Here is a 24,181-nt window from a genome sequence, read left to right on the forward strand (position 1 = left end):
CCTCCTGTCCATTTTCCGGATAGGAGTACACAAAATAAACATGAGTCCGCAGATGTTAACAAGCGAAATGAGCATACGTATCCTGTCCGAAAAAAATGGTTTTGCATTCATTTTTTCATATAAAACAGGATTATAATTTCATTGGCTTAAAAATAACACCCCTTTAATTTAATAATTTAAGTATAAAGACATTTGCGTTTTTTTGCAAGTTTTGCTTGCTAACTATATCGCGTCGTGATATAGTTAAGACATCAAATATATCGAGGTGCGATACAATGTTAACTGATGCTTTAAGAAAAACGTATCTTCCAATGACAGAAACCGCCTTTTACATTTTATTTTCTTTGAGTAAACGAAGGCATGGTTACGCCATCATCCAAAACGTTGATGAGCTAACAAATGGCCGCATCAAGCTGGGGCCCGGAACTTTATATGGGAGTCTTTCCAAAATGAAAAAAGATGGTTTAATTGAACCCGTTGAAGAAGTAAGCAATCGAAAAATCTATCAAATCACACCTCTTGGACTTGAAATTTTAGCACTTGAAAAAAAACGCATTATCGAACTTTACGAAAATATTGGGGGAATCCGCCATGAAAAATAGGAAACGGACGATTAAATTTTTTACTGTCGCGAATTTTGAAAAGGAAGAACAATACTTGGAAAAAATGGCGGCTTCAGGTTGGCACTTTGAAAAATACCGCTTTCCTTTTTACTATTTTAAACAAGGGGAACCTAAAAAAATGTCTTATCAGATTGATTTCAAAGCGGATTTAAATGATTTATCCGAGTACGTAAGCCTTCACGAGGATGCTGGCTTTCAAAACGTCTTCCAATATTCCATTTTTCAAGGGGCATGGATGTACTTCACACACGAAACTGTTCCAAATGAACCGCAAGCGCAACTCTATACAGATTCAGAATCCCTTATTGAACTTTGCAAACGAATTCGCTTACGTTGGACAATTTTCGGAGCTATCATGATTCCTTTTAGTGTATTTCCAACTTTTACCTTATCGCCATATTGGCTTGTATTACCACTTCTCCTCATCATTCTTTACGGCAATATCTTTATCACTTTAACAAGAAAAATAAAGACTTTAAGCTAAAATGACTTCTATTTATAAAAAAACGAGTAGTGACAAGCACTACTCGTTTTCTGTTACGGGTTGTCTAATTTCTTCTTTCTCCGGTTGTGGTACGTCCTTTTTAAACGCTAGGAAGTAGCAAAGGCTAACAAAAATGGCGCCACCGACTAAATTTCCAAGATATACCGGAATGATATTTAAAATGAAATCCCCCCATGTATAGTGCCCTGCGAAAATCGCGGCGGGAATAATAAACATATTCGCGACAACGTGTTGGAAACCAATGGCAACGAAAGCCATAACTGGAAACCAAATAGCTAAAATTTTACCAGCAAAATCTTTTGCACCGTAAGATAACCAGACAGCAATACCAACAAACCAGTTACAGCCGATACCTGAAACGAAGGCTACCCAAAACGAGGCGTCAATTTTTGATCCCGCCGTTGCAACGGTTTTTTCCAAAAAGTCACCTTCCGTAAGACCGATGAAGTGTCCGAAAAAGTAAGCGACAAACAAAGCGCCTACCAAATTCATCACCGTGACAATGCCCAAATTACGGAGCAGCATCGCAGTAGTTATTTTTTTATCAAAAAAAGCTAACGGAACCGCCATCATATTGCCGGTAATCAGTTCCCCGCCGCCGAGTAAAATGCAAACTAAGCCAACTGGGAACACACTCGCACCGATAAATGTGGCGAAGCTTCCCCACTCATGCGGCATCGTCCCTACAACGCGAATATAAAGCAAATACCCGAGCGAAATAAATGCGCCTCCTAGAAATCCTAAAATAACTAAACTTAATGTACCCGAACGCGCTTTTTGAATCCCCTTTTCAATCGTCACATCTGTAATTTCTTTTGGACTGTAATAGGACAAACTCAATCACTTCTTCCTTTTTGTTAATTCATTCACAAAAATGCGATTTCATTATAGCATATTTCGTCTGTTCCTTCTAGCCATTTCCAAATAAAAAACGCATCAGTCCAATTGAACATGATACGTTTTTTTATTTATGATGCAGGAATCTTTCCTGTGTTAGTCAACAATTTTACGGACAACGGGAATGCGGATTTCAAACTCGCTTTCTCCGTTGATGTCTTCTTTTAAATCAAAAATTTCAATTTTAAATGGTAGCGGATCGAAAACAGGAAAATCAGCCGTCATGTAGGGTTCATAATTGCGATTCTCGATTTCTGACGCAACTTCTTTGTAAGTTGCCTCGACATCTGTTTTCCCCTCGTGTTTTCCAACAAAGTAAGTGTGTGCTGGAATTTCTAGCCATTCGAGCTCATCAGGCAAATGTTTCGGCTTGTGGTCAGCTAAAACCGCCGAATAATGCGTCAGCCCTTCCTCGATATTGTGAATGGAAATTCCGTAAAGCTCTGTAAACTCGCCTCCTAGAAGCGATTTCATTTTCTGGATGACCTCCCGAATATTTCCCTTGCGTGCCTCGGCAAATGTTCCCTGCCAAGCTAAGCCAACTAAAAAGAGATCTTCATGTTCTTCTAACCGTGCTGATTGTAAAGACACTTCACTCACTCCTTTGCTGCTTTATAGCTAAAAGGATAACACAAAACGGCAGAAGTTGCACACTAAAGGATGACGCCGATTAGAACCGAAATCAAAATCACGGCAAGGAGCAATATCCAAGCAAGCGGTCGCGCCACATTAATCGTCCAACCAAGGCCAAATCTTTTTTCGACAAAGAGCGCAGGATCACTTTTGTTTAAATAAAAGATACCTAGTTTCCAGTACTTGTCGTCGTCCCGAATGGGCTTATCTGTATTTTTCGTCCCCCCGATTTTCAGCCTTGAGCCGCCTTGACCCACGAAAAAAGCAAGCAGGAAGACGATAACTAACAGGAGCAACATGAAAATAAGTGTCACCGTCGTCATTATTTCCGCACTAAGCCCAGTTAAAAATGTCAATTGAATCCCAAAAAGCATCAAGACCATTAAAATACACATCACAAGCATTGCTTTACTAAAAATAGCGCGCGCAAGCTGATTGCGCCTTACAGAGTCATTTGGATTATCATTATCCAGCACCTGTTTACTGCGCGACATGATAAAATTGATTCCCATAAATAAGCCAATCATGAAAAGTTGCATCACGATGAGCAACGATACATTCCGAACGTTCTTCGGCATTTCATTCGTGATATTTCCGTTGAAATCGTAGTGACTCGGTATGACGTCTGGTGCTGAACTGTAGAACACAATCGTCATCGCCACCGTAATCAGTGTAATCAAAAACGGAATGAGAAACCACGCATAAGAAATAATCATTTTATTCCGGTGAAAAGCTGTATCAACGAGGACAACGCTCGATTCGCCAATTTCCCCACGCTCAATTTTGTTCGCCTTCCAAGCGACCGTTTGCCGGTGATATTTCACGTAAAGCACGAATGCAATAATTAAAATTAAAAACATCGATGCCGTAAATAAAAAGCCTTGCGCCGTATCATTTCCTGAAAAAGCTGCCATTAAAGCAAAACTAAGCAATACAACAAAAATTCCGTATAGTACTACTTTATAGGCGTATTGCTTTTTCATTTGCTTTAGTTCAGGCTCCTGGTTAGCTCGGACCCCGACGCTGACACCAAAACATTCTGTCCGGTGCACAATAAACGGGGTTATCGCTTCCAGTAAAATAATAAGTAGCGACATCATTATGAAGATAATTGCCTCCATTTTTATTCTCCTTCCATCTCGCTGTATAAAGCAGTAACCAATTTTGTCATCTCATCAAGTGGCATTTTGCGCGCAGCCGCTTCCGCAATTATCGGCCGAATAGCCCGCTTCAACTTTTCAAAATAAGCTTGATCTGCCAAAAATGCACCATCAGGGTGAATGACAACCCCTTTTTGTCTATGAATTAAAATAAAGCCTTCCTGCTTCAATATTTGATATGCTTTATTCACAGTATGAAAATTAATACCAATATCAGCGCCTAAACTTCTTACGGAAGGTAAATCATCGCCTGGTTTTAACTCATGCTTCGCAATGCCTTCAATAATCTGATTAACAATTTGCATGTAGATGGGCTCTTCTGCCTGTAGGTCAATCTGTAAGAGCATACTTCCCCCTCCTTACTGTTATATATATAATATAACAGTTCTCGCAGAAGGTCAATTTATACATGGCTATTTCATGCGGATAATGGTACACTATAAAAAAAGAATTTTAGAAAGGGGCTCCAAATGAAAGGATCACGCTTTAGGGAAAGCAAGTTATTCTTTTGGACAATCGAAGTTTTGGCGGTTGTCGCGATTGTTTTCTTATTACTTCAAATGAAATATATATTCTCACCAATTGGGGTTATTATTTCAACTTTATTTTTACCAATTTTAGTTTCGGGATTTTTATTTTATATGTTCAACCCACTCGTACTTTTTTTAGAAAAAAGGAAGGTCCCACGTCTACTTAGTGTCATTTTAATTTTCATCGCATTCATCGTGGTGGTCACACTTGCAGTCGTTCAAATTGGCCCTATCCTTGCCGATCAAATATCTGAACTTGCGAAAGCAATTCCAGGTTACTGGTCTGATTTTGAAAAATGGCTCAGCGGCATTACAAAAAATCCACCATTAAATGATTTTGATATTAAAGGTGAACTCGAAAAAGCCAATATTTCGGTACCTCAAATCTTAAATAGTGTCTTAAACGGTGTAACTGCAGGAATTGGCGCCATCGCAAGCTTCCTTACAAGCTTCGTGATGATTCTCGTTACGGTGCCGTTCATCTTACTTTACATGTTTAAAGATGGTCATCGCTTTATGGATTCCGTTGAAAAGTTTTTCCCGAAAGTTATTCGTCCAGATGCCAAAAAAATCATCCAAGAAATGAACAAAACATTATCCTCTTACATTAGCTCGCAAGCTCTGGATTGCTTATTTGTTGGTATTTTTACGTTTATCGGCTATTTAATTATCGGCCAGCCATATGGCCTGTTATTCGCGCTTATTGCCGCTGTAACAAACATTATACCGTACTTAGGGCCTGTCATTGGAGCGGCACCTGCCGTTATTGTGGCACTCTTCACTTCGCCGTTCCAGGCGTTGCTCGTTATTATCGTAGTTGTCATCGTGCAACAAATCGATGGCAACGTGCTTCAGCCACTTATTATGGGACGCTCGCTTAAAATTCACCCGCTAACAATCATCGTCATTTTACTTGTAGCTGGTAATTTAGCTGGACTACTTGGCATGGTTTTAGGTGTCCCACTTTACGCAGTCGTTAAAACGATTATTGTTAATATCGTCAAACTCATTCAACTGCGGCGAGGTGATAAGAACGCACCTCCTCCTGATGATGGGGAAAGTGAACTCGATACTTTGGAAACATAATAAAAAACGCAAAACAAAGAGGCTGGGACATGGAGATCAGCCTCTTTGTTTTGCTTATTCTGCTCGAAAATGCGAAATGTCATTCAGTCGTTCAACTTTAAATAGGCCGTTTTCGTAAGCTAAAACTGTTACGCTGGCGTTGTCTAGGACAAAGCTTTCTGTGATGGACGGCTCGAGTTCGTGGACGATGTTACGAATGGTGTTTCCGTGGGCCACAATTAGGACGTTTCCACCTGTGTCACGGTGTTGGTTGATGACGTGAAGGAAACCTTTTTCGACGCGTGTCCAAAAGGTCATGAAGTCCTCGGCATCGCCAGTTGGGTCGGCTTTTTTCGTGTCGTTCATCATCGTTCTGACGTCCACTTTTGAAAAGAAGTCTTCCTGCGAATCGTAGCCGTTAGAGCGGGCGATTTCGTCCCACGCCACACTCCCCTTTTCCCCCTCAAAAGAACCGAAGAACGTTTCGCGAAATTCACTGCGAGGTTCAAGTTGCAGACCGAAGCCGTGTTTATTTTCGTGAAGCAAGATTTCAGCAGTTGAAATGGTGCGGTGCAAGTCACTCGAATAGGCGGCAACGAATTCTGTGTCCGCAAGACCTCGCCCGCTTTGACGCACGATTTCAATCCCTTCTGGTGTGAGCGGGGTGTCCGCCCAGCCTTGCATGCGCAGGTTTTTGTTTAAATAGGTTTGTCCATGTCTAACGAAATAAAGTGCAAGTTTTTTTGCCATGATAGCTCCTCCTTTTTTATCGCATCGTAACAAATTCTTCGGCGCTCGTCGGGTGAATCGCAACTGTGTTGTCGAAATCAGCTTTCGTTGCACCCATCTTAATTGCTACTGCAAAGCCTTGTAATAATTCGTCCATGCCGGCTCCAATTCCGTGTAGTCCGACAATCTTTTCGTTAACGCCTTCGCAGACGAGTTTCATGCGGCACGGCTCGCGATGTTCGGTAATAACCGTGTACATCGATGTGAACGACGACGAATAAATTTTAATATTTTTCTCCCCAAATTTTGCTTTTGCTTCTTCTTCGGTTAAACCAATCGTCCCAATCGGCGGATGGCTGAACACGACAGTCGGCACAAGATTGTAGTCCAAATGTTCGTCAAGCTTCCCGTTAAAAAGTCGCTCAGAAAGCCGTCTACCCGCTGCAATCGCTACTGGCGTCAGCTCGATATGCCCCGTCACATCACCGACCGCATAAATCCCCGGAACCGAAGTATTTTGATATTTATCAACTTTGACAAAACCTTTTGCGTCAAGTTCTACGCCACTAGCGGCAATATTTAGCGTCTCAGTAACTGGAGTCCGCCCAATCGCCCAGATTAGCTTATCAACGACCGTTTCTTGCCCATTTTGGAGTTCAAGCGTTAGGCTGCCATCTTCGTTTTTTCGAACAGCTTGAGGCACGCTTTCCGTGTGCAGCTTCGGCCCCGTTTTCGCCATCAATTCTTTTAGGGTCTCCGAAATCATTGAATCAAAATGGCGCAGTGGCAGAGACTTGCGAACAAAAAGATGCGTATCTACGCCAAACGCGTTTAAAATCCCCGACAATTCAACAGCAATGTAGCCAGCTCCAACGACGGCCACGCGCTTTGGCAACTCACGCATTGCAAAAAAGCCGTTTGAATCCGTTCCAAACTCGGCGCCTGGAATATCCGGAATTGTCGGCTTGCCGCCAGTTGCAATTAAAAAGTGGTCCGCCGAATAAGTTTCGCCTGCGACCTCGACCGATTTTTCACTCGTAAATTTAGCGTAGCCGTTTAAAACCGTCACTTTATTTTTGTCTAAATTGGATTTATAAATACCGTGTAGCCGCTCAATATAGGCTTCGCGATTTTTGACGAGCGTTTTAAAGTCAAAATTCACCTTTCCGTTTAACCCATAATCCGGGCCTAGTTTTTCAATGCCCTCTTTGATTTGCGCCCCGTACCACATCACTTTCTTTGGAACACAGCCAACATTGACGCACGTCCCGCCAAGATGAACAGGCTCAACTAACGCCACCTTTTTCCCGTACATCGCCGCCCGATTCGCCGAAGCAATTCCACCACTGCCTCCGCCAATAACAATATAGTCGTAATGTTTACTCATAAAAATCCTCCATTCCTGACTAGCTCTTCTCAATTAAGTGTACTAGAAAAAGAGGATTTCTAATAGAAAAAAGCATTTTATTCGCCGCATTCTGGATCCATATCTTCCATAAATTGGTATAAAATCAGCTCCATAATCGCAATGGTTGAAATTCGCGATGTAATATCTAACGCATCTAACTCGATTTCATCGGTAAAAATATATAAATTGATATCACTCATGTTCTGAATGATATTATTATCTGCGCCTGTTATAGAAATTAGCATCGGCGGCGTTTTGCGCGCTTTCAATTTTTGCGCAGTCTGAATCAGCTCAATATCGTGTCCGCCATATGTCAAAATAAAAACTAAATCATCGGGGCCAATATGTTGCAAAATCGCTTGCCGGTATTGATAATCTTCTGGAAACTCCACTAAAAAGCCACTCATCGTGTACAGATACTTAATATACTGAGCCGCATGTTTACTTAACCCTTTTGCAAAAAAATAAATTTTTGATTTATTCATAAGCTTTCGAGTGATTTTGGTCATCTTTGACGGCTCTAATACACGGACAGACTCTATAATATTTTTCAAATATTCTTCCCGATAATCTTTTTGTTCCACAACGAATGGAGATGGTTTTAGTTCTACTTTGCTTAAAAGAGTAAATTTAAGTACAGTTGTAAATTCGCTATAGCCTGAAAATCCTAATTTGCGAACAAAACGCAGGAATGTCGTGGTGGATACAAAACATTCCGCCGATACCTCACGAATGCTTTGATTTTTAATTGTATTCATATTTTTTACAACGTAATCAAATAAAATTCGTTCATTTCGCGTCAAGGTTGATACATGTTTACTTGAGATTTCAAAAAAATCCATCAATAAGCGCTCCTTTATTTTACGGCTTCAACAAGATGCGTAATTTTGGGAATTTGTTCGGTAATGCAATGAATATTTCCTCCACCAAGCAAAATTTCCCGCGCTGGAATTCCGATAATTTTGCGCGTTGGATATAGTGTTTGGAGAAGTTCCCGCGCCGCTATGTCATTTTCATCATCAAACAAAGGAAATATAATACCACCATTTGCTGTGTAGTAATTCACATAACTAGCTGCCAAACGATCACCAGGTTGTCTTGGAATTGTTCCTTTAATAGCGTCCACGCCTTCACTTTCTTCTCTCGTTATGTACATTGGGGTGGGGCAATATAATTTATGTATGTGAAACTTTCTCCCCTTTGCATCTGTTTCATTTGCGAGCAATTGAAAACATTCTCTTGAAATCTCATATTGCGGATCATTTTTATCATCTGTCCAAGATAAAACAATTTCGCCTGGTGCGGCAAAGTTCACAATATTATCAATATGGCCATTTGTTTCGTCCAAATAAAAACCGTGTGAAAGCCAAATGACTTTTGACACATTAAAATACGTTTTTAAAACGTCTTCAATCTCTGCTTTAGACAAATGTGGGTTACGTCCTTCTGATAACAAACATTCTTCGGTGGTGATGAGCGTTCCGTCGCCGTCTACGTGAACGGAGCAACCTTCTAGCACGAACTTGTCCAAAAAGTAATAATCAATGCCAAATAAATCACTTATCTTCCGGGCCATTTGGTCATCTTTCTCCCACGGAAAGTATAAGCCATCAAGTAGTCCGCCCCATGCATTAAAGCGAAAATCTACAGCACGCATTTTCGTCCGTGCTTCATTTACTAAAAATATTGGGCCGTAATCACGCATCCATGCATCATTATTGCTCATTTCAATGACGCGAATATTGTCTGGTAACATATAACGTGCGTTTGCGTACTGTTCATAAGACACAAACATGGTAACTGGCTCGAACTTGCTAATCGCCACCGCGACATCACGATAACTCTTCTGTGCAGGTTTTCCCCCAAGCCGCCAATTATCGGTTCGTTCTGGCCAAATCATAAGGCAGCCTTCATGTTCTTCAAATTCTCCAGGCATAAAGAATCCGTTTTCATTTGGTGTTTCGTGTTTTAATTTTGCCATGTCCATCCCTCCACATTTCCATTATACAATAAACACGTAAAGCAAAATGGATTTTTAGTGAAAAATATCACTAAAGTCCATTTTGCTTTGTTTTAACCGGCGACAATAATCGTGCCGTCTTCATTTTCAAGAAATTGCCCGATATTTTCAAGCGATGTGATAACTGCCTTACTCATTGGACGTTTCCGGACGAAATCTGTAGCTGCCTCAATTTTTGGTAGCATGCTACCTTTCGCAAATTGATTTTCCTCCATATATTTTTCCAGTTCTGAAACCGTGACTTGCGTCAATTTCTGCTGATTGGGCTGATTGAAGTTCACATACACATTATCGACGCCTGTTAATATAACAAGCAAATCTGCTTCCACCATTTCCGCGAGTTTTAATGAGGCATAATCTTTATCAATAACCGTTTCAACACCGACTAAATCACCGTCATGGTTCACAACGGAAACCCCACCGCCGCCAGCTGAAATCGTCACAATACCGCCCTCAATAAGCTGTTTAATAGCTTTGTGTTCTTTAATCCCAACTGGTTTTGGTGATGGTACAACTTTCCTGTAGCCGCGTCCCGCATCTTCCACAAAAATCGCACCCGTTTCACGCATTTCAATTTCTGCTTCTTCTTTTGTTAAAAAAGGGCCAATTGGTTTTGTTGGATTTTGAAAGGCGCTGTCCTTTTCGTCTACAATGACCTGTGTGATGACCGAAACCGCTTCCTTCTCAATTCCATGTTTGTGAAACGCTTTATCAAGCGCATTTTGCATCCAGTAACCAATACTTCCTTGCGTCATCGCCACACATGAATCGAGCGGCAAAGCAGGGTTCTTTTCCGAATTGCTCGCTTGCTGTTGCAGTAACAAATTACCAACTTGTGGCCCATTACCATGCGAAATAATTAAGTCATCGCCGTTTAAAATGAACTGCACGAGATGTTCGGCTGTTTCTTCCAATGCTTTTTGTTGTGCCTCAGCGCTTGCATCGCTCGATAAGATGGCGTTTCCGCCAAGCGCAACTACAATTTTACGTTTTCCCATCTGCTTTCCTCCTAGATTATCTTGGCACCTGTTGAGTGATACAGTGAATATTTCCACCGCCAAGTAAAATTTCGCGCGCGGGCACGCCAATGATTTCGCGATCTGGATATAGCTCTGAAAGCTTCTGTTTCGCCTCATTGTCTTTCGGGTCACCAAACAGTGGGAATACAACGCCTCCGTTTGCCGTATAATAATTGATATAGCTCGCTGCAAGACGATCACCTGCTACACGTGGTAATGTGCCTTCTACAGCATCTACGCCGTGACTTTCCTCTTCAGTAATTAAAATTGGCTTCGGCACATGGATTTTATGCACAACTAACTTGCGCCCTTTTGCGTCCACTTCCTGTTCAAGGATATCTAGGCATTCCTTGGAGATTTCATATTGTGGATCGCTTTTATCATCCGTCCAAGCAAGCGCAACAACGCCTGGTGCCACGTAATTAAGGATATTGTCAACATGGCCGTTTGTTTCGTCTAAATAAATGCCTCTTTTTAACCAAATAATCTTTTCAAGGTTTAAATATTCTTTTAGCACTTGTTCGATTTGTTCTTTGGAAAGTTGCGGGTTGCGGCCTTCTGAGAGCAAGCATTCTTCGGTTGCAATGAGCGTTCCCTCGCCGTCAACGTGAATCGATCCTCCTTCTAAGACGAAATTGGCTAAACGGTAACGGTCCTTCATTTCGAGTTCAGCGATTTTTTGCGCGACTTGATCATCTTTGTCCCACGGGAAGTAGAGGCCATCTGTTAGGCCCCCCCATGCATTAAAGCTCCAATCGACTGCACGAATATCACCAGCATCATTTTTCACAAAAGTTGGGCCCGAGTCTCTCACCCAAGCATCATCATTATCGATTTCAACAACACGCACCTCATCTGGCAACATATAGCGCGCATTATTAAATTGAGCTGTTGACACGCCAACAGTTACTTGTTCAAATTTTGAAATAGCTGTTGCCACATCTGCAAAAGCCTTTTGAGCGGGCTTAGCGCCATTACGCCAATTGTCCGTGCGTTCTGGCCATAACATATAACAACCTGCATGTCTTTCGAATTCTCCTGGCATTCTAAAACCATCTTTTTTTGGTGAGCTATCAATTGTTTTCACTCGAATTCACTCCCTCTTCCCTATTCTTTTCCTTCTTCTTTCCAGCTACGAAAATACAAATTTCACCAATGACAAATGCGATGATAGAGCCAATTAAAATTGGAATTTTTTCATTTAATTCAGCGCTAGAACCATTTAGAGGAACCGCTGAAAAAATCAGTGTAACGACAAGTAGCACAACTGGAACAAACGTAATCAGTCGTAGCACTACTTTTCCACCAGGTACCTTAAACGGACGCTCGCGGTCCGGATCGATTTTGCGAAGTTTTAAAAATGCCGGGAACATCATAATATATGAAGCTAAAAGGGCCACAACGTTTAATGCGAAAAACGCCCAAAAAATGTTCTCGTTTGGAATGAGTGGCGCAATCACAATTAATACTGAAGCAACAATCCCATTTAAAATGCTTGAGCCAATCGGCATTTCATTTTTCTTATTCACCTTCCCAAATACGCTAGGCAAGTCATTATGCTTCGCTGCATACATCGCTACATAGTTCACACCAAGCGCCCACGAAATTAAGTTTGCAATGAGCGTATACATAAACATAAGCCCAATAATAATGACAAATGGGTTGATGCCGCCAACAAGCATAATGAAACTATCAATTAGTCCGCTAGACGTTGAAAGTTCTGACGTTGGAATGGCTGCCCCCATACCAAATGCTGCTAGCAAATAGAAAAATGCAATTAATATTCCACCGTAAATAATCGCTTGCGGAATTTGTTTTTTCGGATTTTCCATATCGCTCGCAAGCGTCGTCACGACTTCAAATCCTAAAAAGTTAAATAAAATAATAGAAATAAACGATAAACTTTGCAAATCAAAGCTCGGTAGTAACGCTTTCCCAGAAAAATCATTCGCCAAGCCTTTTGTAATCGCAAAATAAATGCCTAGTGCTCCTAAGCTAATCATAATAGCAACCTTACAAAAAGCTGCGACATTCAGTATCCATTTGCTATCGCTCACCGGATAACAACTGATTAAAACAACTAGCCAAACGAAAATAAGTTGAATGAAAATTGAAACTGGCGTACTAATATTCAGCTTAAAAATTTGTCCGCCTACTTCTACGAATAAAACGGCGAGGCTCGCCATCCAAATTGGGTAGTTAATCCAGTAAAACCAGGCAACACGGCCACCCCATTTTCTCCCAAAAGCCCTTTTTACCCAATCATAAATCCCGCCCTCATCATCATACGTTGTCCCAAGTTCTGCGGAAATAAGTCCATATGGCAGGAAAAATAAAATCAAAAGTGCAATCCACCAGAAAAATTGTGATGAACCAATGGCCGCCGCAGGAGCTGCTGACTCCACGACTAAAATAACACAAACCGCCATCAAAACAGCATCAAATAAACGAAATTTCTTTTTCTCCAAAATACCCACTCCTTTTTTTAAGTGGGGGAGAAGGTTGCCCCTCTCCTCCTTGGTTCAAACTATTTTTCTTGTGGCGCATTTCTAAGTAAAAGCTCAAGCTCGGCATCATACACATTTCCTACTTTTTCTGATGCAAAATTCAAGTATGGCTTCATAAAGAAAACGAGAAGCGCACGCATCGCTGTTAACCTGTTTTCTGCCTCATCAATGACAACCGAATAAGAGGCATCAAGCACTTCGTCGGTCACTTCTTCCCCTCTAGTCGCTGGAAGACAATGCATAAATTTCACATCTGGACTCGCCATTTCAATCATTTCTTTGTTCACTTGATACTTCGGATAGAAGACTTTCATACGCTCCTCTTCCGAAAGTTCAGCTTCATACAAACCATACCATACGTCTGTATAAATGAAGTCTGCATCCTGAAGAGCCTCACGAGGATCTTCAGTGATGAGATAGCTACCACCAGAAACCTTGCAATTTTCTTCCGCAATTTCCAAATGATTTTCTTTGAGCTGAAAACCTTTCGGACCATACTGTACAAAATTCATTCCGAGTTTTGTTGCCATAAACATCGTGGACGCACAAACTTGCGTAGCATCGCCCACAAAAACAATTTTGCAATCCTCAATTTTTTTACCCTCAGGTAAATGTTCAAACATCGTAATTGCATCCCCAAGTTCTTGCGTTGGGTGATTGTAGTCACTCATACCATTAATGACTGGAATGGACGCCGTATTCGCCAATTCCTGAACCGTATGATGTCTTTCTACACGAGCCATTAAAATATCTACTAAACGCGATAAAACGCGCGCTGTATCCCCAACCGATTCGTGCCCACCTAATTGAATTTGCCCTGGTGCTAAATACTGTGCGTGCCCACCTAATTGTGTCATCGCCGTTTCAAATGACACGCGTGTCCGTGTTGATGACTGCTCAAAAATCATTCCAAGTGTTTTATGCTTAAGAAGCTGTGGGTAATGTCCATCTTTTATGGATTGCTTCATTTTTAAAGCTATTTCAATCATGAATAGAATTTCTTCTTTTGAAAAATCTTTCGTATCTACAAAATCACGTTTTTTCGTCATCCTTCTCACCTCAAAATTAGATTCTAACGGGCTTTACTCGAGTTTTATTTGCCGCATGTTCATCATAATACAAGCATTTCTAATTTGGAATAGAAAAAAGCGTTTTCAAAACGAAAACGCAAGGCTTGTAACCTGTTACATTTTGCGTAACAGATTACAACGCTAAAAGTGCTGTAAAATTTTTATTTCTTGGTTCAAATAGAATTTGAAGTTTATCAATTTCTGATATAAAGCGTTCGATTGTCCATTTTAATCTCTCTTTTTTTAATGAGTGCTGCTAGCAAAATATCTAATTGTTGGCGCGAAATATGACTATATTTTGACAAAGTTATCTTATTTATAAAAGATGGTATTTGGTAATATCCTTTCTCAATTTTTATGTTCAGTTTTTCACAAATCATTTTTAGCGAACACATAAGTCTTTCTTCTGAGGAGTATTGGTATTTTATTAGTTCATTGTACAGATTCATATTATTAAGTAAAGAAATATCAAGAAACCATTTTAAATACGTCGGCTTATTCGTTGCAAAATTCAGGAAATATTCTCGATAAACGAACACCACTTTTACATCCGTATCGCACACTAACTGAAGATCATTATGAATACTTAGCTCTGACACTTGCTGATTGATGACATCCCCATCTGAAAAGAACAGTATGATTTGTTTGTTTCTACTCTCTAAGTGCATAGTCCCGTCTATCACAATCATAAACTCTTCTTTAAAATACTTCCCCGAAATCATTGTGCTTTTAATCAAATCCATTCGACGAACCCAAGTCGGCTCTGCCTGATTCTTCTCTAAATCCTTTATGACCTTGACTGTTTCTTTATTTTTCATTCTACTCACTCCTATTTTAATTTTTATAACTTAGGATATCAAAAAGCTTCTACTTTATCGTGTATAAACTATACACAACCACTATATTTCTCTAAAAATAATGTGACAAAATTTTCATAAATACGTATACCTCCCCTATGTTAGAAGAACAATTTATCTCCCCTCTTTTTTATAAAACACTAACAGATTCAACTTCAACAAAAGCACCCACATCAGTATTACCAAAAACAGGTGATACGTATTTTAGTCGGACTTGGCACATTATTAGGCGCTCTTGCAATATTCACTCGCAGACAAAGAGAACAAATAAAAATGATTTGCCCTTATTTACATAAATAGAAGCTCTAATTTTGTCTATAAACAAATAAAATGAGATGAATGATAGGTCACTTCACTTTGTTTAATCTCCTTGAAAAATTGCTCTATGCTAATAAATAGCCAAAAGCGACAAGATATAAATCTAATTATGAACGAAAATCACAAAGTTCATCAATTCGTAAAAAAAAGCGATTAGTTATGTCGAATTTACACACGAGTATGTTCTATAACTCTGTTAAGCTTAAACACGTATCCAAGACGAAAAAACTATGTTATTTCTACTGCCAAACGGCATAATCCTTATCTAAGAAATAATGTAACCAAGTTTACACCATAAACATCTTGATTGTAGTACCGGATATTAAGGGATTTAAAATAAATGGGAAAAGGAGAACAAAATGAAAAAAATAGTAGCCACAATATTAGCTTGCTTACTTGCAACTTTTGGCATTAATCCTGGCATGCACGTTCAAGCTGCGGCGACAGATACTGTCAACATTCCAGATCAAAACCTTCTTGAAGGCTTGAAAGACTTATTAGATAAACCATTTGCAACTTCTTTAACAGAAGCTGATTTGGCACAACTTGACAATGCAGCAATTAACTATTCTAATCCAGCTCAAGCTGCTGTTCCTGGACGAGTTTCAGATTTAACAGGGTTAGAATTTGCAACAAACATGACTCAACTGGATATTTCAGCTAGTGATGTGAGTGATATTACCCCCATAATAAATTTACCCAAGCTAAAAAGGATTGTTGGTGTCAATACAGCACTTACCAGTCTAGAAGGCATCCAAAACCTTCCATCACTTGAGCAATTAGAACTCGGTGGTGACTATATTCAAGACTTTTCACCACTACTAGGAGCTAAAAACCTAACCTCTTTCAGCTATGAATCTTACCGCTGGCTTTCTAGCGACTATTCAGCAATTGATGACATTTCTATTCTTGCAGAAATGCCTAATCTTCAAATTCTTAATTTAAATGACAACGAAGTCAGTGATCTTTCTCCATTAAGCGGGAATAGTTCAATTCAAACATTGATTTTAAATAAAAATAATGTACAGCAACTTGCTCCATTGGAAAATATGAATAACTTAGAAGTTTTATATTTAAATCAAAACGATCTTACTTCCTTAGATGACCTAGCAACTTTAGAAGGATTAGAAATCTTATATGCAGATTCTAATCATATTGTAGATGTCTCTTCTCTAAATCATTTATTTAACACAATGATAAAAGGTTCTGACGATTATAAAGGTTTACAAATCAATAATCAAACCATTACTTTACCAGCAATAACTGTTAAACAAGGTGACACTGCCGTTTCCCAAAATCCTACAAAAGGGTTAGATAGTCAAGTGATGGCTGTGCAAAGTGCTTCTAATGAAGGACAAATCTCTAGTGATTCAAAAACTATTTCATGGGATAATATGACAAGTGATACTACTGTCACTTATAACGTGGCTGCTACAGACCAATCAGCAGCTGGCGTAGATTTTTCTTATTCCCTCAAAGTATCACAACCAATTAAGGTTGTAGATGATACTTACAGTGAAGTAACTGTTAACTATGTCGACACCGATGGTAATACGCTTGCTCCGTCCGATACTTTAAGTGGAGTTGTTGGAGATAACTACACTTCTACCGCAAAAGACATCGACGGTTGGATTTTACAAACCACTCCTGATAATGCAACAGGCGTATTTAGCAACACAGCTCAAACTGTCACTTATGTGTATGAAAAAGAAGTTATCCCTGCTCAAGATGTTACCGTTAAATATGTAGATAGTGATGGCAATGATTTAGCCACTGCTGATACATTAAGTGGAAATATCGGAGATAACTACACTTCTACTGCAAAAGACATCGACGGTTGGGTTTTACAAACCACTCCTGATAATGCAACAGGTCTATTTAGTGACACGGCTCAAACTGTCACTTATGTGTATGAAAAAGAAGTTATCCCTGCTCAAGATGTTACCGTTAAATATGTAGATGGTGATGGCAATGATTTAGCCGCTGCCGATACATTAAGTGGAAATATCGGAGATAACTACACTTCTACCGCAAAAGATATCGACGGTTGGGTTTTACAAACCACTCCTGATAATGCAACAGGTCTATTTAGTGACACAGCTCAAACTGTCACTTACATTTATGAAGAGGCGTCCAATGATGTTATGCCAACTCCTCCTGCCGATGATTCAACGGACAATAATAACGACACAACAGATACAGATGGCAAGATTCCTAGCACAAACATTGATGTACAAGAGAAAAACGTCATCAAAGACCCTACTTCTAACAATCCAGAAAAAGTGAAAACATCACTACCAAAAACAGGTGATTCAGCGGTAGACAGCGGTATTCTAGTCAGACTTGGCGCATTATTATTAGGCGCTCTCGCAGTATTCACTCGCAGACAAAGAAAAACAAAATAAGTATGATTAAGTAAAAATAAATGAAAAACAACTCCCAAAACTTATGGGAGTTGTTTTTTTAGCTATTCGTTTCTAAATACTTCTTAACCTTATTTTTATCTTCTTCTGCAAGCAAATCGATATCTTTTAAAATCGTATAAACATCTTTTTTTGTTGAAATAAAAAAGGAGGTTATTGTGCTTGTAATGATTCCAATTATACCGATTCCAAAAACCATTAGTAGTGAAGCAATCAGACGACCTGTGAAAGTTATTGGTGAAATATCTCCATAGCCAACTGTCGTAATCGTTACGAGTACCCACCAAAAAGCATCTCCGTAGTTATGAATGTTTGGCTCAATTAGATAAATCGAGAGCAGTTTTTTTAAGTTTATTTCTTCAATCTCTTTTGTCGAATCTGATAGTTTTCATAAATTCCCATTGCAATCACGGCGAATACGACTGGTCCGACTACCATCCAAATAGTATCATTCCAGTTACCGCTCATCGCAGGCTCAATAATTGTGAAAACATTTGAGAAGCCAACAATAGCTACGACAATAATTGTCACAATGTACGTGATTGCCTTTGTTTTATACACAACGAAAGGTCGTTCAAGTCCTTCACGATTTTTAAAGAACGGGAATGCAAAGGCTAGAAACACATATGGTAGTGTCATAGAAACATTTGCCATAAGTGTTAGCGTGTTATAGAATGCCGAAGCACTTTTCCCACCGAATGAAACGATGAGCACGATGATAACAACGAGTAAGCACTGCATCCACATTGCAAATTCCGGCATGCCGAATTTGTTGATTTTGCTCATGCGCTTTGGCCAGTACTCGGCTGTACCTTGTACAATGGCTTTTAGCGGTGAATAGATGAGCGTAAAGAACGCACCCGTGTATGCTAAAAACATAGAAAGACCAGTAACTCTTGCGAACCAATTGGCCATTTGCGATGCTGCGTCCGTTGCAAGACCAAGCGCGTTCCCAAATTCTAAACCAAGATTGTACATTAAAACGTATGTAATGTTCCCGTAGTTGACATTAGATCCACTCAAAATTTTATCCCAGTTGGTACTAATTCCCCACATGAAAATTTCTAAAGCATAGCCAATTGAAATAATAAAGGCGGCAATCATAATACCTTTTGGAAAAGTCTTCGTTGGGTTTTTCGTTTGGTCAACTAGGCCGGCTACTGCCTCGGTTCCCCCGTATGCAAATATCGCAAATACGCAGAACGACAAGATAGCAATCGGGCTAAGATAACTTGGGTTTGGCGATACAAGGAAATCTTTTACTCCCGAAATATCTTGCGCAAAATTTCCGCCGTTTAACATTAGAATAAGTAAACTTACGACGATTAAAACGATGTTTAGACCCATAACGGCGATTCCGCCGACAGCCGTTACTTTTGTAATTTGTTTTAAACCTTTTGAAGCTAGTAACGTAACGATAAGCATCCAAACAGCGGCAAGTATCCCGACGGTTTGTGTTGGCGATAAGCCGAAAAGCGACCATGTTTGGGTTTTATCTTCGCCAAATAGGAAGATGGAAAATGGAATCCAAACTTTAGAAGCGGTTCCGACCATCCAAATGACGTAAGAAGTAAACCACATGAAAGTAACGATGAAGGCATAACGTGGCCCGATGCTATCGTTCATCCATGAATAAATTCCGCCTTTTTCTTTACGGTAAGCTGCTCCGTATTCGGCCATCATAAGCGCAAATGGAATAAAGAAGAAAATTCCGGCTCCAATGTACCATGGAATCGCACTATAACCCATTCGGTAAAAGCCAATTGGACCGTTTGCGAAACCAAATACGGACGTGAAAATCATTAGAATTAAACTAATAAGTCCCATTTTTTTAATTTCATTTGACATAAATCTCATTCCTTTTTGTGTATTATTATACATATAATTACTAATTATTGTATCCCATACTAGAATGTCATTATACCATTAAAAAACAAAAATCCTTTTTAAAAGAACAATTCAAATAGAATGTAAAGTCTGACGTGCGCGACTTTTCCGACAATGATTCGCGAAAAAAAAGCACATTTCAAATCGATAAATGAACACAAAACTAGCCTGATGACTTGTCTGGAACCGCACCGACGTGTATTTTAACGACGAAGATGGCCGTTTGTCATCAGGCTGATGTAAATTTCTCACCGCGCATCACAGTTAGCACCCGCGGATTCGGTAAATATCGTTTGATTTCCTTTAATTTTAAAAGTGTAGGTGTATCGTTGTAGTGTTCAGCAATTCCCATCGCAACCGCGCTACTTCGGCTGACGCCTGCGTTACAATGCACAACAATTTGACCATGATTTGCGTGATGGTCTAAAAAAGAATAAATCGCAGCAGCGTGTCGCTCGTTAAAGAGCTTCATTTCATGTTCTTCTTTTTGGCTTAATCCCCAGTAGTCGTCTTCTTCGTTAATGTCATTAAAGCGCACTTCAAGAATCCCTTCAAATAGCTCAGGATTTTTAAGCGTTTTAAAAGCCAGACCAACATCTGTTATTCGGATTAAAAGCGCATTTTCTGATTTTGGCGTAAACGAAACCGCCATAACTTCTGGGATGGCAATGATAGGCAACTGCAATGGATCGAAATCAATTTGTCGTTTTTCCTTATTCACATAATTCGCCATATAAAACGTGTCCCTTCCACTATTCCTACTCGTATTGTAACATATTTCGCCTTTTTCCACGCTATCATAGCTTTATAGAAAAAAACGTACTTAGCAAAATTCACTAAGTACGTTCCGTTTATTTTTTATTTTGACGGTATAAATCTTTACTTTTAAAGCCCGCCTTTAAAATGGTTTTTGTTTCTTCCAAGCGTTTCTCTTCTGTTGCCGTTTGTTTCGCACTAAAAACATAGCTTGCCCAAGTTTTTTGATAACCCGCAGCAAGTTTTTCATACAGCTCAGAAGCCTCTGCATCGTCCGCAAGTCGCGCTTTTAAATCGGGAATTTTCTCTGCATAATTCGTCTCAGCCTTCGCTGCACTTTTTCCTTTTTCACTGAAAGCTTCCTTCATACCAACAACTGTAAACGTATCATCCATGCTCACCATGCGCGAAAACTTCAAACTACTTTTTGGCAAAAAGCCTTCCTCATCAACTTTAAGCGTTGGCATAATTTCATCACGATGCACAAACGTGTCGTACACCGAATTTCCTTTTTTCGGATATGCCACAAACAAATAGCCCTTCTTGGCCAGGCGGTCGTGCTGAACAACATCGTTTACAAAAGCCTCCATTTCCGCCATCGTTAGCGCAAAACCAAAAATCAAATCGTACTGTTTTTGTTTAAAAGAATGGTCCACGCTAGCCAAAGCATCAAGCTCAGTGAAATCCTGTGGCACGTTTAGAACCGCTTTGTTCGCGTATTTCGTTAAATTAAGTTTTTCTACAATCGACTTTGCCATATTATTTGCTCACATGACTTGCGCCAAATTTTTGAACTACTTCCATGACTTCATCACGCTTATCCTCGCGAATGTAAGAAACCATTTTTGGAACCATTGCCATCAAATACTTTTGGTCAAAATCTCCCGAATCTTGTTTGCCAAAGCTCTCGCTAAGAAGCTCCTTCATAGCGGATTCTTTCCCCTTTTCAGTCCGCTCTAAAATAAAATCAAGAAACTTTTGTTGTCCTTCATTCATTGTCAATTCCTCCTTGTGTCTTATGAAATAAGTATAATAATCCAGCGCTTTTTAGGCAAGAAAAAGCCCCTTTCAAAAAACAAAGGGACCCTTTACGCTATTTCATCATCAAAAACGTACTACGAACTTGCTTCATCATTTCAATTCGCTTTTCAGACATATGGTCAGCAGCTTCTGCTGGAATGATGCCTTCAGCTTTTGAGATCTCATAAACTTTTCCAATTTGATCATAAATTTCATCAATTTTTTTCTTCGCACGGTTTTCATTGTAGCCAAGCAATTCATCCGCCACATTAATGACGCCGCCAGCATTTACGATATAATCGGGCGCATATAAAATTCCGCGTGCAGAAAGCATTTCGCCATGCGTTTGAATATCAAGCAATTGGTTGTTTGCACTTCCGCAAATCATTTTAAATTTTAAATTTGGTATGGTAACGTCATTTAAAATTCCGCCTAGCGCACACGGGGCAAAAATATCCGCGTCAACCGTATAAATATCATTTGGCAAGACCGCTTCCGCACCAAAATCGCGTACCGCTCGCTCTACCGCGTCTGGGTTAATATCCGTCACGACAAGCTCCGCGCCTTCCGCGCGTAACAGCGCACAAAGCGCGTACGCCACGTTGCCAACACCTTGGACCGCTACTTTCTTCCCAAGTAAAGAATCACTTCCAAAAGCCTCTTTTGCAGTGCGCTTCATTGCTGCATAAACACCCCGCGCTGTCATTGGACTTGGATTACCCGATGAGCCAAACGTTTCAGATATCCCTGTCACATATTTGGTTTCTTCATGAATGTAGTCCATATCTTGAACGGTCGTACCGACATCCTCAGCAATAATGTAACGGCCGTTTAAACTTTCCACATAACGACCTAGCGCACGAAACAACGCTTCGCTTTTGTCCTTTTTCGGATCTCCGATAATGACCGTTTTCCCGCCACCTAAATTGAGCCCCGCAGCTGCATTTTTATACGTCATCCCACGAGCTAGACGAAGCACATCGAGAAGCGCTTCCTCTTCCGTTTCATACGGCCACATCCGACATCCACCAAGCGCTGGTCCGAGTGTCGTATCGTGAATCGCAATAATCGCTTTTAGTCCAGAAGCCTTATCTTGACAAAAAACAACTTGTTCATAATCATATTTTTCCATCTTCTCAAATAACATGATACATTGCCCCCTTTAGTCTAAAACACATGAAACTCAACTCGCTACCCTTATTATACGAATTTTGAAAGCGCTGTAAAAGTTTTTGGATTATTTAAGACGAAATTCATACTTTTTGTTTAAAACAAAAACTTTCGACCTATTTTATTTGTATGCGCTTTCACGAAAGAAAGGACTTTCGTTTTAGTTTCTACGTCGCACAAAGTGCCATAGTTTGAAAATTAATTCGAAGCAGAAAAATAAAAAAGTAGGCAGACACCTACTTTTCCAAAAACCTTACTTGCTCTGTAATCTCAATATCAGGGTGCATGCTTTTCGCGACGGGGCAAGCGTCTTTCACGAGATGCACCGTTTTTTCAGCCTTTTGTTGGAATTCCGCTGCCACTTTTACTTCGAACTGCACATTAATCTTTTTAATCACGTGCACCGGCTGCTCTAAATCTTGCTCGTAGTCCACATCAACTTCCAAGTCTTCGAACGGAATCCGCTTCTTCTCAAGCAACTTCGCGTACACATAGACGCTACAAGCCGCGACAGCCGCCACTGTAATTTGAACCGGGGAAAAACCTTCTTCTTTGATTAAAGGCCAGTTCCCAGTTTCGTGTAAAAGTTCCACTTTCTTTCCTACTTTTTTTAAATGCAATCCAAACCCCTCCAAATTCCGACTAAATAAGTAAGAATAATTATACCGCTAGTTGCTTCGCCTGTCAAAAAAAGCAGCTAAGCTTTTACGCCTAGCCGCCTTCATTTTATTCTGTGACAACAGCATAGATGCCGTCGCGTTCCGAGTACTCAAGCTTAAGCCCCATATTCGGATCCATGTGCGCGAAATGTTCCGCCCAGTAGCGAATCGCTTGAATAAGTGAGAAATGGTCTAATTGCTGAATCACACGGTCATTTTGAATGACGTCAGCGCCAAACCCAATTTTATCATCATAGGTTAGCGCGACTTGTACATCATCGAGCGTTAAACCTTTTTCGTGCGTGAAGAAGGCGATAACCGCGTTTGAAATATTTCCTTCATCAAGGATTTCTTCTCGCGTAGTTGTTCCTGCTTGAATCGTTTCATGCTGAACATCGGCATGGTTGCCGCGACTAGACTCCACCACTGGTTCCGCATGGCGATTTTTTCGTTTACTAAACAACATCATTACTAGACGAATAATTAAAATAATCGCTAGAATGTTAATCATTAAACCTAAAATGTTTCCAAATGCGCCCATTCCAGAAAGCAGACCGCCAAATAATAAACCAGCGATTCCGCCCATCATTAAGCCGCCCATAAGTCCTCCGCCGCTAAAAAACCCTCGTTTACCAGCATTCGCATTCGTTTGCGAGCGGTTTACATTTGAACGATTAATTCCGTTGTTATTTGACTTAAACGATCTAACTGGCGAGCGGTAGCCCCTTGCGTCCGCCTCTTTCACTTGCGAATATTGTGCAGGAACTAGGTTGTCAACAATCGTACCTCCTACTGGCGTAAAGATTAAGCCAGCTGCTAATAATACAGAAACTAATTTTTTCACACTCTTCCTCCTTCTTTTGCGTACAAAAAGACCTTACGAAATAAACGTAAGGTCTTGCAAACAATTTAAAATTGCTAACTA

25 protein-coding genes are annotated in these 24,181 nt (G+C 40.1%); 4 read left to right on the forward strand and 21 right to left on the reverse strand.

The features are described 5' to 3' along the window. The first annotated feature begins 275 nt into the window (after positions 1-275). Both CFT42_RS02920 and CFT42_RS02925 read left to right on the forward strand, forming a co-directional pair. A complete protein-coding gene (locus CFT42_RS02920; RefSeq protein WP_088809146.1) occupies positions 276-602 on the forward strand; it encodes a PadR family transcriptional regulator in 327 nt (108 codons plus the stop codon). Further along, entirely contained in the window at positions 592-1,107 is a 516-nt protein-coding gene (locus tag CFT42_RS02925) for a DUF2812 domain-containing protein (protein WP_088809147.1), read from the forward strand. The genes CFT42_RS02920 and CFT42_RS02925 overlap by 11 nt, the downstream gene beginning before the upstream one ends. Before the next feature lie 39 nt (positions 1,108-1,146). Here the strand turns inward: CFT42_RS02925 and CFT42_RS02930 are convergent, their stop codons facing one another. The 4 genes from CFT42_RS02930 to CFT42_RS02945 all read right to left on the reverse strand — a co-directional run bounded on the left by CFT42_RS02930 (position 1,147) and on the right by CFT42_RS02945 (position 4,165). Beyond that, entirely contained in the window at positions 1,147-1,962 is an 816-nt protein-coding gene (locus CFT42_RS02930) for a formate/nitrite transporter family protein (protein ID WP_088809446.1), read from the reverse strand. 159 nt (positions 1,963-2,121) lie between these two features. Beyond that, positions 2,122-2,616: a GyrI-like domain-containing protein gene (locus CFT42_RS02935; protein ID WP_088809148.1), complete on the reverse strand. Its 495-nt coding sequence runs from the start codon at positions 2,614-2,616 to the stop codon at positions 2,122-2,124. 62 nt (positions 2,617-2,678) lie between these two features. Beyond that, the gene (locus CFT42_RS02940) at positions 2,679-3,779 is read right to left on the reverse strand and encodes a DUF1648 domain-containing protein (protein WP_088815335.1); all 1,101 of its coding nucleotides are present in this window, start codon (positions 3,777-3,779) and stop codon (positions 2,679-2,681) included. A 2-nt stretch (positions 3,780-3,781) separates the two neighbouring features. Next, the gene (locus CFT42_RS02945; protein ID WP_088809150.1) at positions 3,782-4,165 is read right to left on the reverse strand and encodes a GntR family transcriptional regulator; all 384 of its coding nucleotides are present in this window, start codon (positions 4,163-4,165) and stop codon (positions 3,782-3,784) included. A gap of 123 nt (positions 4,166-4,288) precedes the next feature. Here CFT42_RS02945 and CFT42_RS02950 point away from each other — a divergent pair, with 123 nt between their 5' ends. Then, entirely contained in the window at positions 4,289-5,434 is a 1,146-nt protein-coding gene (locus tag CFT42_RS02950; RefSeq protein WP_088809151.1) for an AI-2E family transporter, read from the forward strand. 54 nt (positions 5,435-5,488) lie between these two features. Here CFT42_RS02950 and CFT42_RS02955 read toward each other — a convergent pair whose 3' ends face one another. The 9 genes from CFT42_RS02955 to CFT42_RS02995 all read right to left on the reverse strand — a co-directional run bounded on the left by CFT42_RS02955 (position 5,489) and on the right by CFT42_RS02995 (position 14,984). Continuing rightward, on the reverse strand, positions 5,489-6,163 hold the full coding sequence (locus CFT42_RS02955) for a histidine phosphatase family protein (RefSeq protein ID WP_088809152.1): 675 nt from the start codon (positions 6,161-6,163) through the stop codon (positions 5,489-5,491). A gap of 16 nt (positions 6,164-6,179) precedes the next feature. Continuing rightward, positions 6,180-7,529: a glutathione-disulfide reductase gene (gene gorA, locus CFT42_RS02960; protein WP_088815336.1), complete on the reverse strand. Its 1,350-nt coding sequence runs from the start codon at positions 7,527-7,529 to the stop codon at positions 6,180-6,182. Positions 7,530-7,606: 77 nt separating this feature from the next. Further along, entirely contained in the window at positions 7,607-8,392 is a 786-nt protein-coding gene (locus tag CFT42_RS02965) for a MurR/RpiR family transcriptional regulator (protein WP_088809154.1), read from the reverse strand. Positions 8,393-8,406: 14 nt separating this feature from the next. Further along, positions 8,407-9,531 carry an agmatine deiminase gene (gene aguA / locus CFT42_RS02970; RefSeq protein WP_088815337.1) on the reverse strand — a complete coding sequence of 375 codons (1,125 nt, stop codon included), beginning with the start codon at positions 9,529-9,531 and terminating at the stop codon, positions 8,407-8,409. A gap of 92 nt (positions 9,532-9,623) precedes the next feature. Further along, positions 9,624-10,568 carry a carbamate kinase gene (gene arcC / locus CFT42_RS02975; protein ID WP_088809156.1) on the reverse strand — a complete coding sequence of 315 codons (945 nt, stop codon included), beginning with the start codon at positions 10,566-10,568 and terminating at the stop codon, positions 9,624-9,626. A 16-nt stretch (positions 10,569-10,584) separates the two neighbouring features. Next, positions 10,585-11,676, reverse strand: a complete 1,092-nt coding sequence (gene aguA, locus CFT42_RS02980) for an agmatine deiminase (RefSeq protein ID WP_088809157.1) — start codon at positions 11,674-11,676, stop codon at positions 10,585-10,587. Further along, positions 11,663-13,060, reverse strand: a complete 1,398-nt coding sequence (locus CFT42_RS02985) for an APC family permease (protein WP_088809447.1) — start codon at positions 13,058-13,060, stop codon at positions 11,663-11,665. Before CFT42_RS02985 ends, aguA (CFT42_RS02980) begins: the two co-directional genes overlap by 14 nt. A gap of 56 nt (positions 13,061-13,116) precedes the next feature. Continuing rightward, positions 13,117-14,145: a putrescine carbamoyltransferase gene (ptcA, locus tag CFT42_RS02990; protein WP_088815338.1), complete on the reverse strand. Its 1,029-nt coding sequence runs from the start codon at positions 14,143-14,145 to the stop codon at positions 13,117-13,119. A 215-nt stretch (positions 14,146-14,360) separates the two neighbouring features. Next, positions 14,361-14,984 carry a cyclic nucleotide-binding domain-containing protein gene (locus CFT42_RS02995; RefSeq protein WP_088809159.1) on the reverse strand — a complete coding sequence of 208 codons (624 nt, stop codon included), beginning with the start codon at positions 14,982-14,984 and terminating at the stop codon, positions 14,361-14,363. A gap of 716 nt (positions 14,985-15,700) precedes the next feature. On the opposite strand from CFT42_RS02995, the gene CFT42_RS03000 reads away from it, so the two are divergent. Further along, entirely contained in the window at positions 15,701-17,746 is a 2,046-nt protein-coding gene (locus CFT42_RS03000; RefSeq protein ID WP_088815339.1) for a MucBP domain-containing protein, read from the forward strand. Positions 17,747-17,804: 58 nt separating this feature from the next. On the opposite strand, the gene CFT42_RS03005 is transcribed toward CFT42_RS03000, so the two are convergent. The 8 genes from CFT42_RS03005 to CFT42_RS03040 all read right to left on the reverse strand — a co-directional run bounded on the left by CFT42_RS03005 (position 17,805) and on the right by CFT42_RS03040 (position 24,100). After that, the gene (locus CFT42_RS03005) at positions 17,805-18,128 is read right to left on the reverse strand and encodes a potassium channel family protein (RefSeq protein WP_088815340.1); all 324 of its coding nucleotides are present in this window, start codon (positions 18,126-18,128) and stop codon (positions 17,805-17,807) included. Further along, on the reverse strand, positions 18,116-19,612 hold the full coding sequence (gene yjeM / locus CFT42_RS03010) for a glutamate/gamma-aminobutyrate family transporter YjeM (protein WP_088809162.1): 1,497 nt from the start codon (positions 19,610-19,612) through the stop codon (positions 18,116-18,118). The genes CFT42_RS03005 and yjeM overlap by 13 nt, the downstream gene beginning before the upstream one ends. A 268-nt stretch (positions 19,613-19,880) precedes the next feature. Beyond that, positions 19,881-20,384 carry a dual specificity protein phosphatase family protein gene (locus CFT42_RS03015; RefSeq protein ID WP_088809163.1) on the reverse strand — a complete coding sequence of 168 codons (504 nt, stop codon included), beginning with the start codon at positions 20,382-20,384 and terminating at the stop codon, positions 19,881-19,883. Positions 20,385-20,502: 118 nt separating this feature from the next. Beyond that, complete coding sequence (locus tag CFT42_RS03020) at positions 20,503-21,165, reverse strand: YdeI/OmpD-associated family protein (RefSeq protein ID WP_088815341.1); 663 nt, start codon at positions 21,163-21,165, stop codon at positions 20,503-20,505. 1 nt (position 21,166) lies between these two features. Further along, positions 21,167-21,403, reverse strand: coding sequence for a hypothetical protein (locus CFT42_RS03025; protein ID WP_088809165.1), 237 nt, complete (start codon positions 21,401-21,403; stop codon positions 21,167-21,169). 97 nt (positions 21,404-21,500) lie between these two features. Continuing rightward, positions 21,501-22,574: a Glu/Leu/Phe/Val dehydrogenase dimerization domain-containing protein gene (locus CFT42_RS03030; protein ID WP_088809166.1), complete on the reverse strand. Its 1,074-nt coding sequence runs from the start codon at positions 22,572-22,574 to the stop codon at positions 21,501-21,503. A 259-nt stretch (positions 22,575-22,833) separates the two neighbouring features. After that, positions 22,834-23,217, reverse strand: coding sequence for an OsmC family protein (locus CFT42_RS03035; RefSeq protein WP_088815342.1), 384 nt, complete (start codon positions 23,215-23,217; stop codon positions 22,834-22,836). Between the two features lie 106 nt (positions 23,218-23,323). After that, positions 23,324-24,100, reverse strand: a complete 777-nt coding sequence (locus tag CFT42_RS03040) for a DUF2653 family protein (protein ID WP_088815343.1) — start codon at positions 24,098-24,100, stop codon at positions 23,324-23,326. Positions 24,101-24,181 lie beyond the last annotated feature (81 nt).

The organism is Listeria goaensis, from assembly GCF_900186125.1.
Classification (GTDB): domain Bacteria; phylum Bacillota; class Bacilli; order Lactobacillales; family Listeriaceae; genus Listeria; species Listeria goaensis.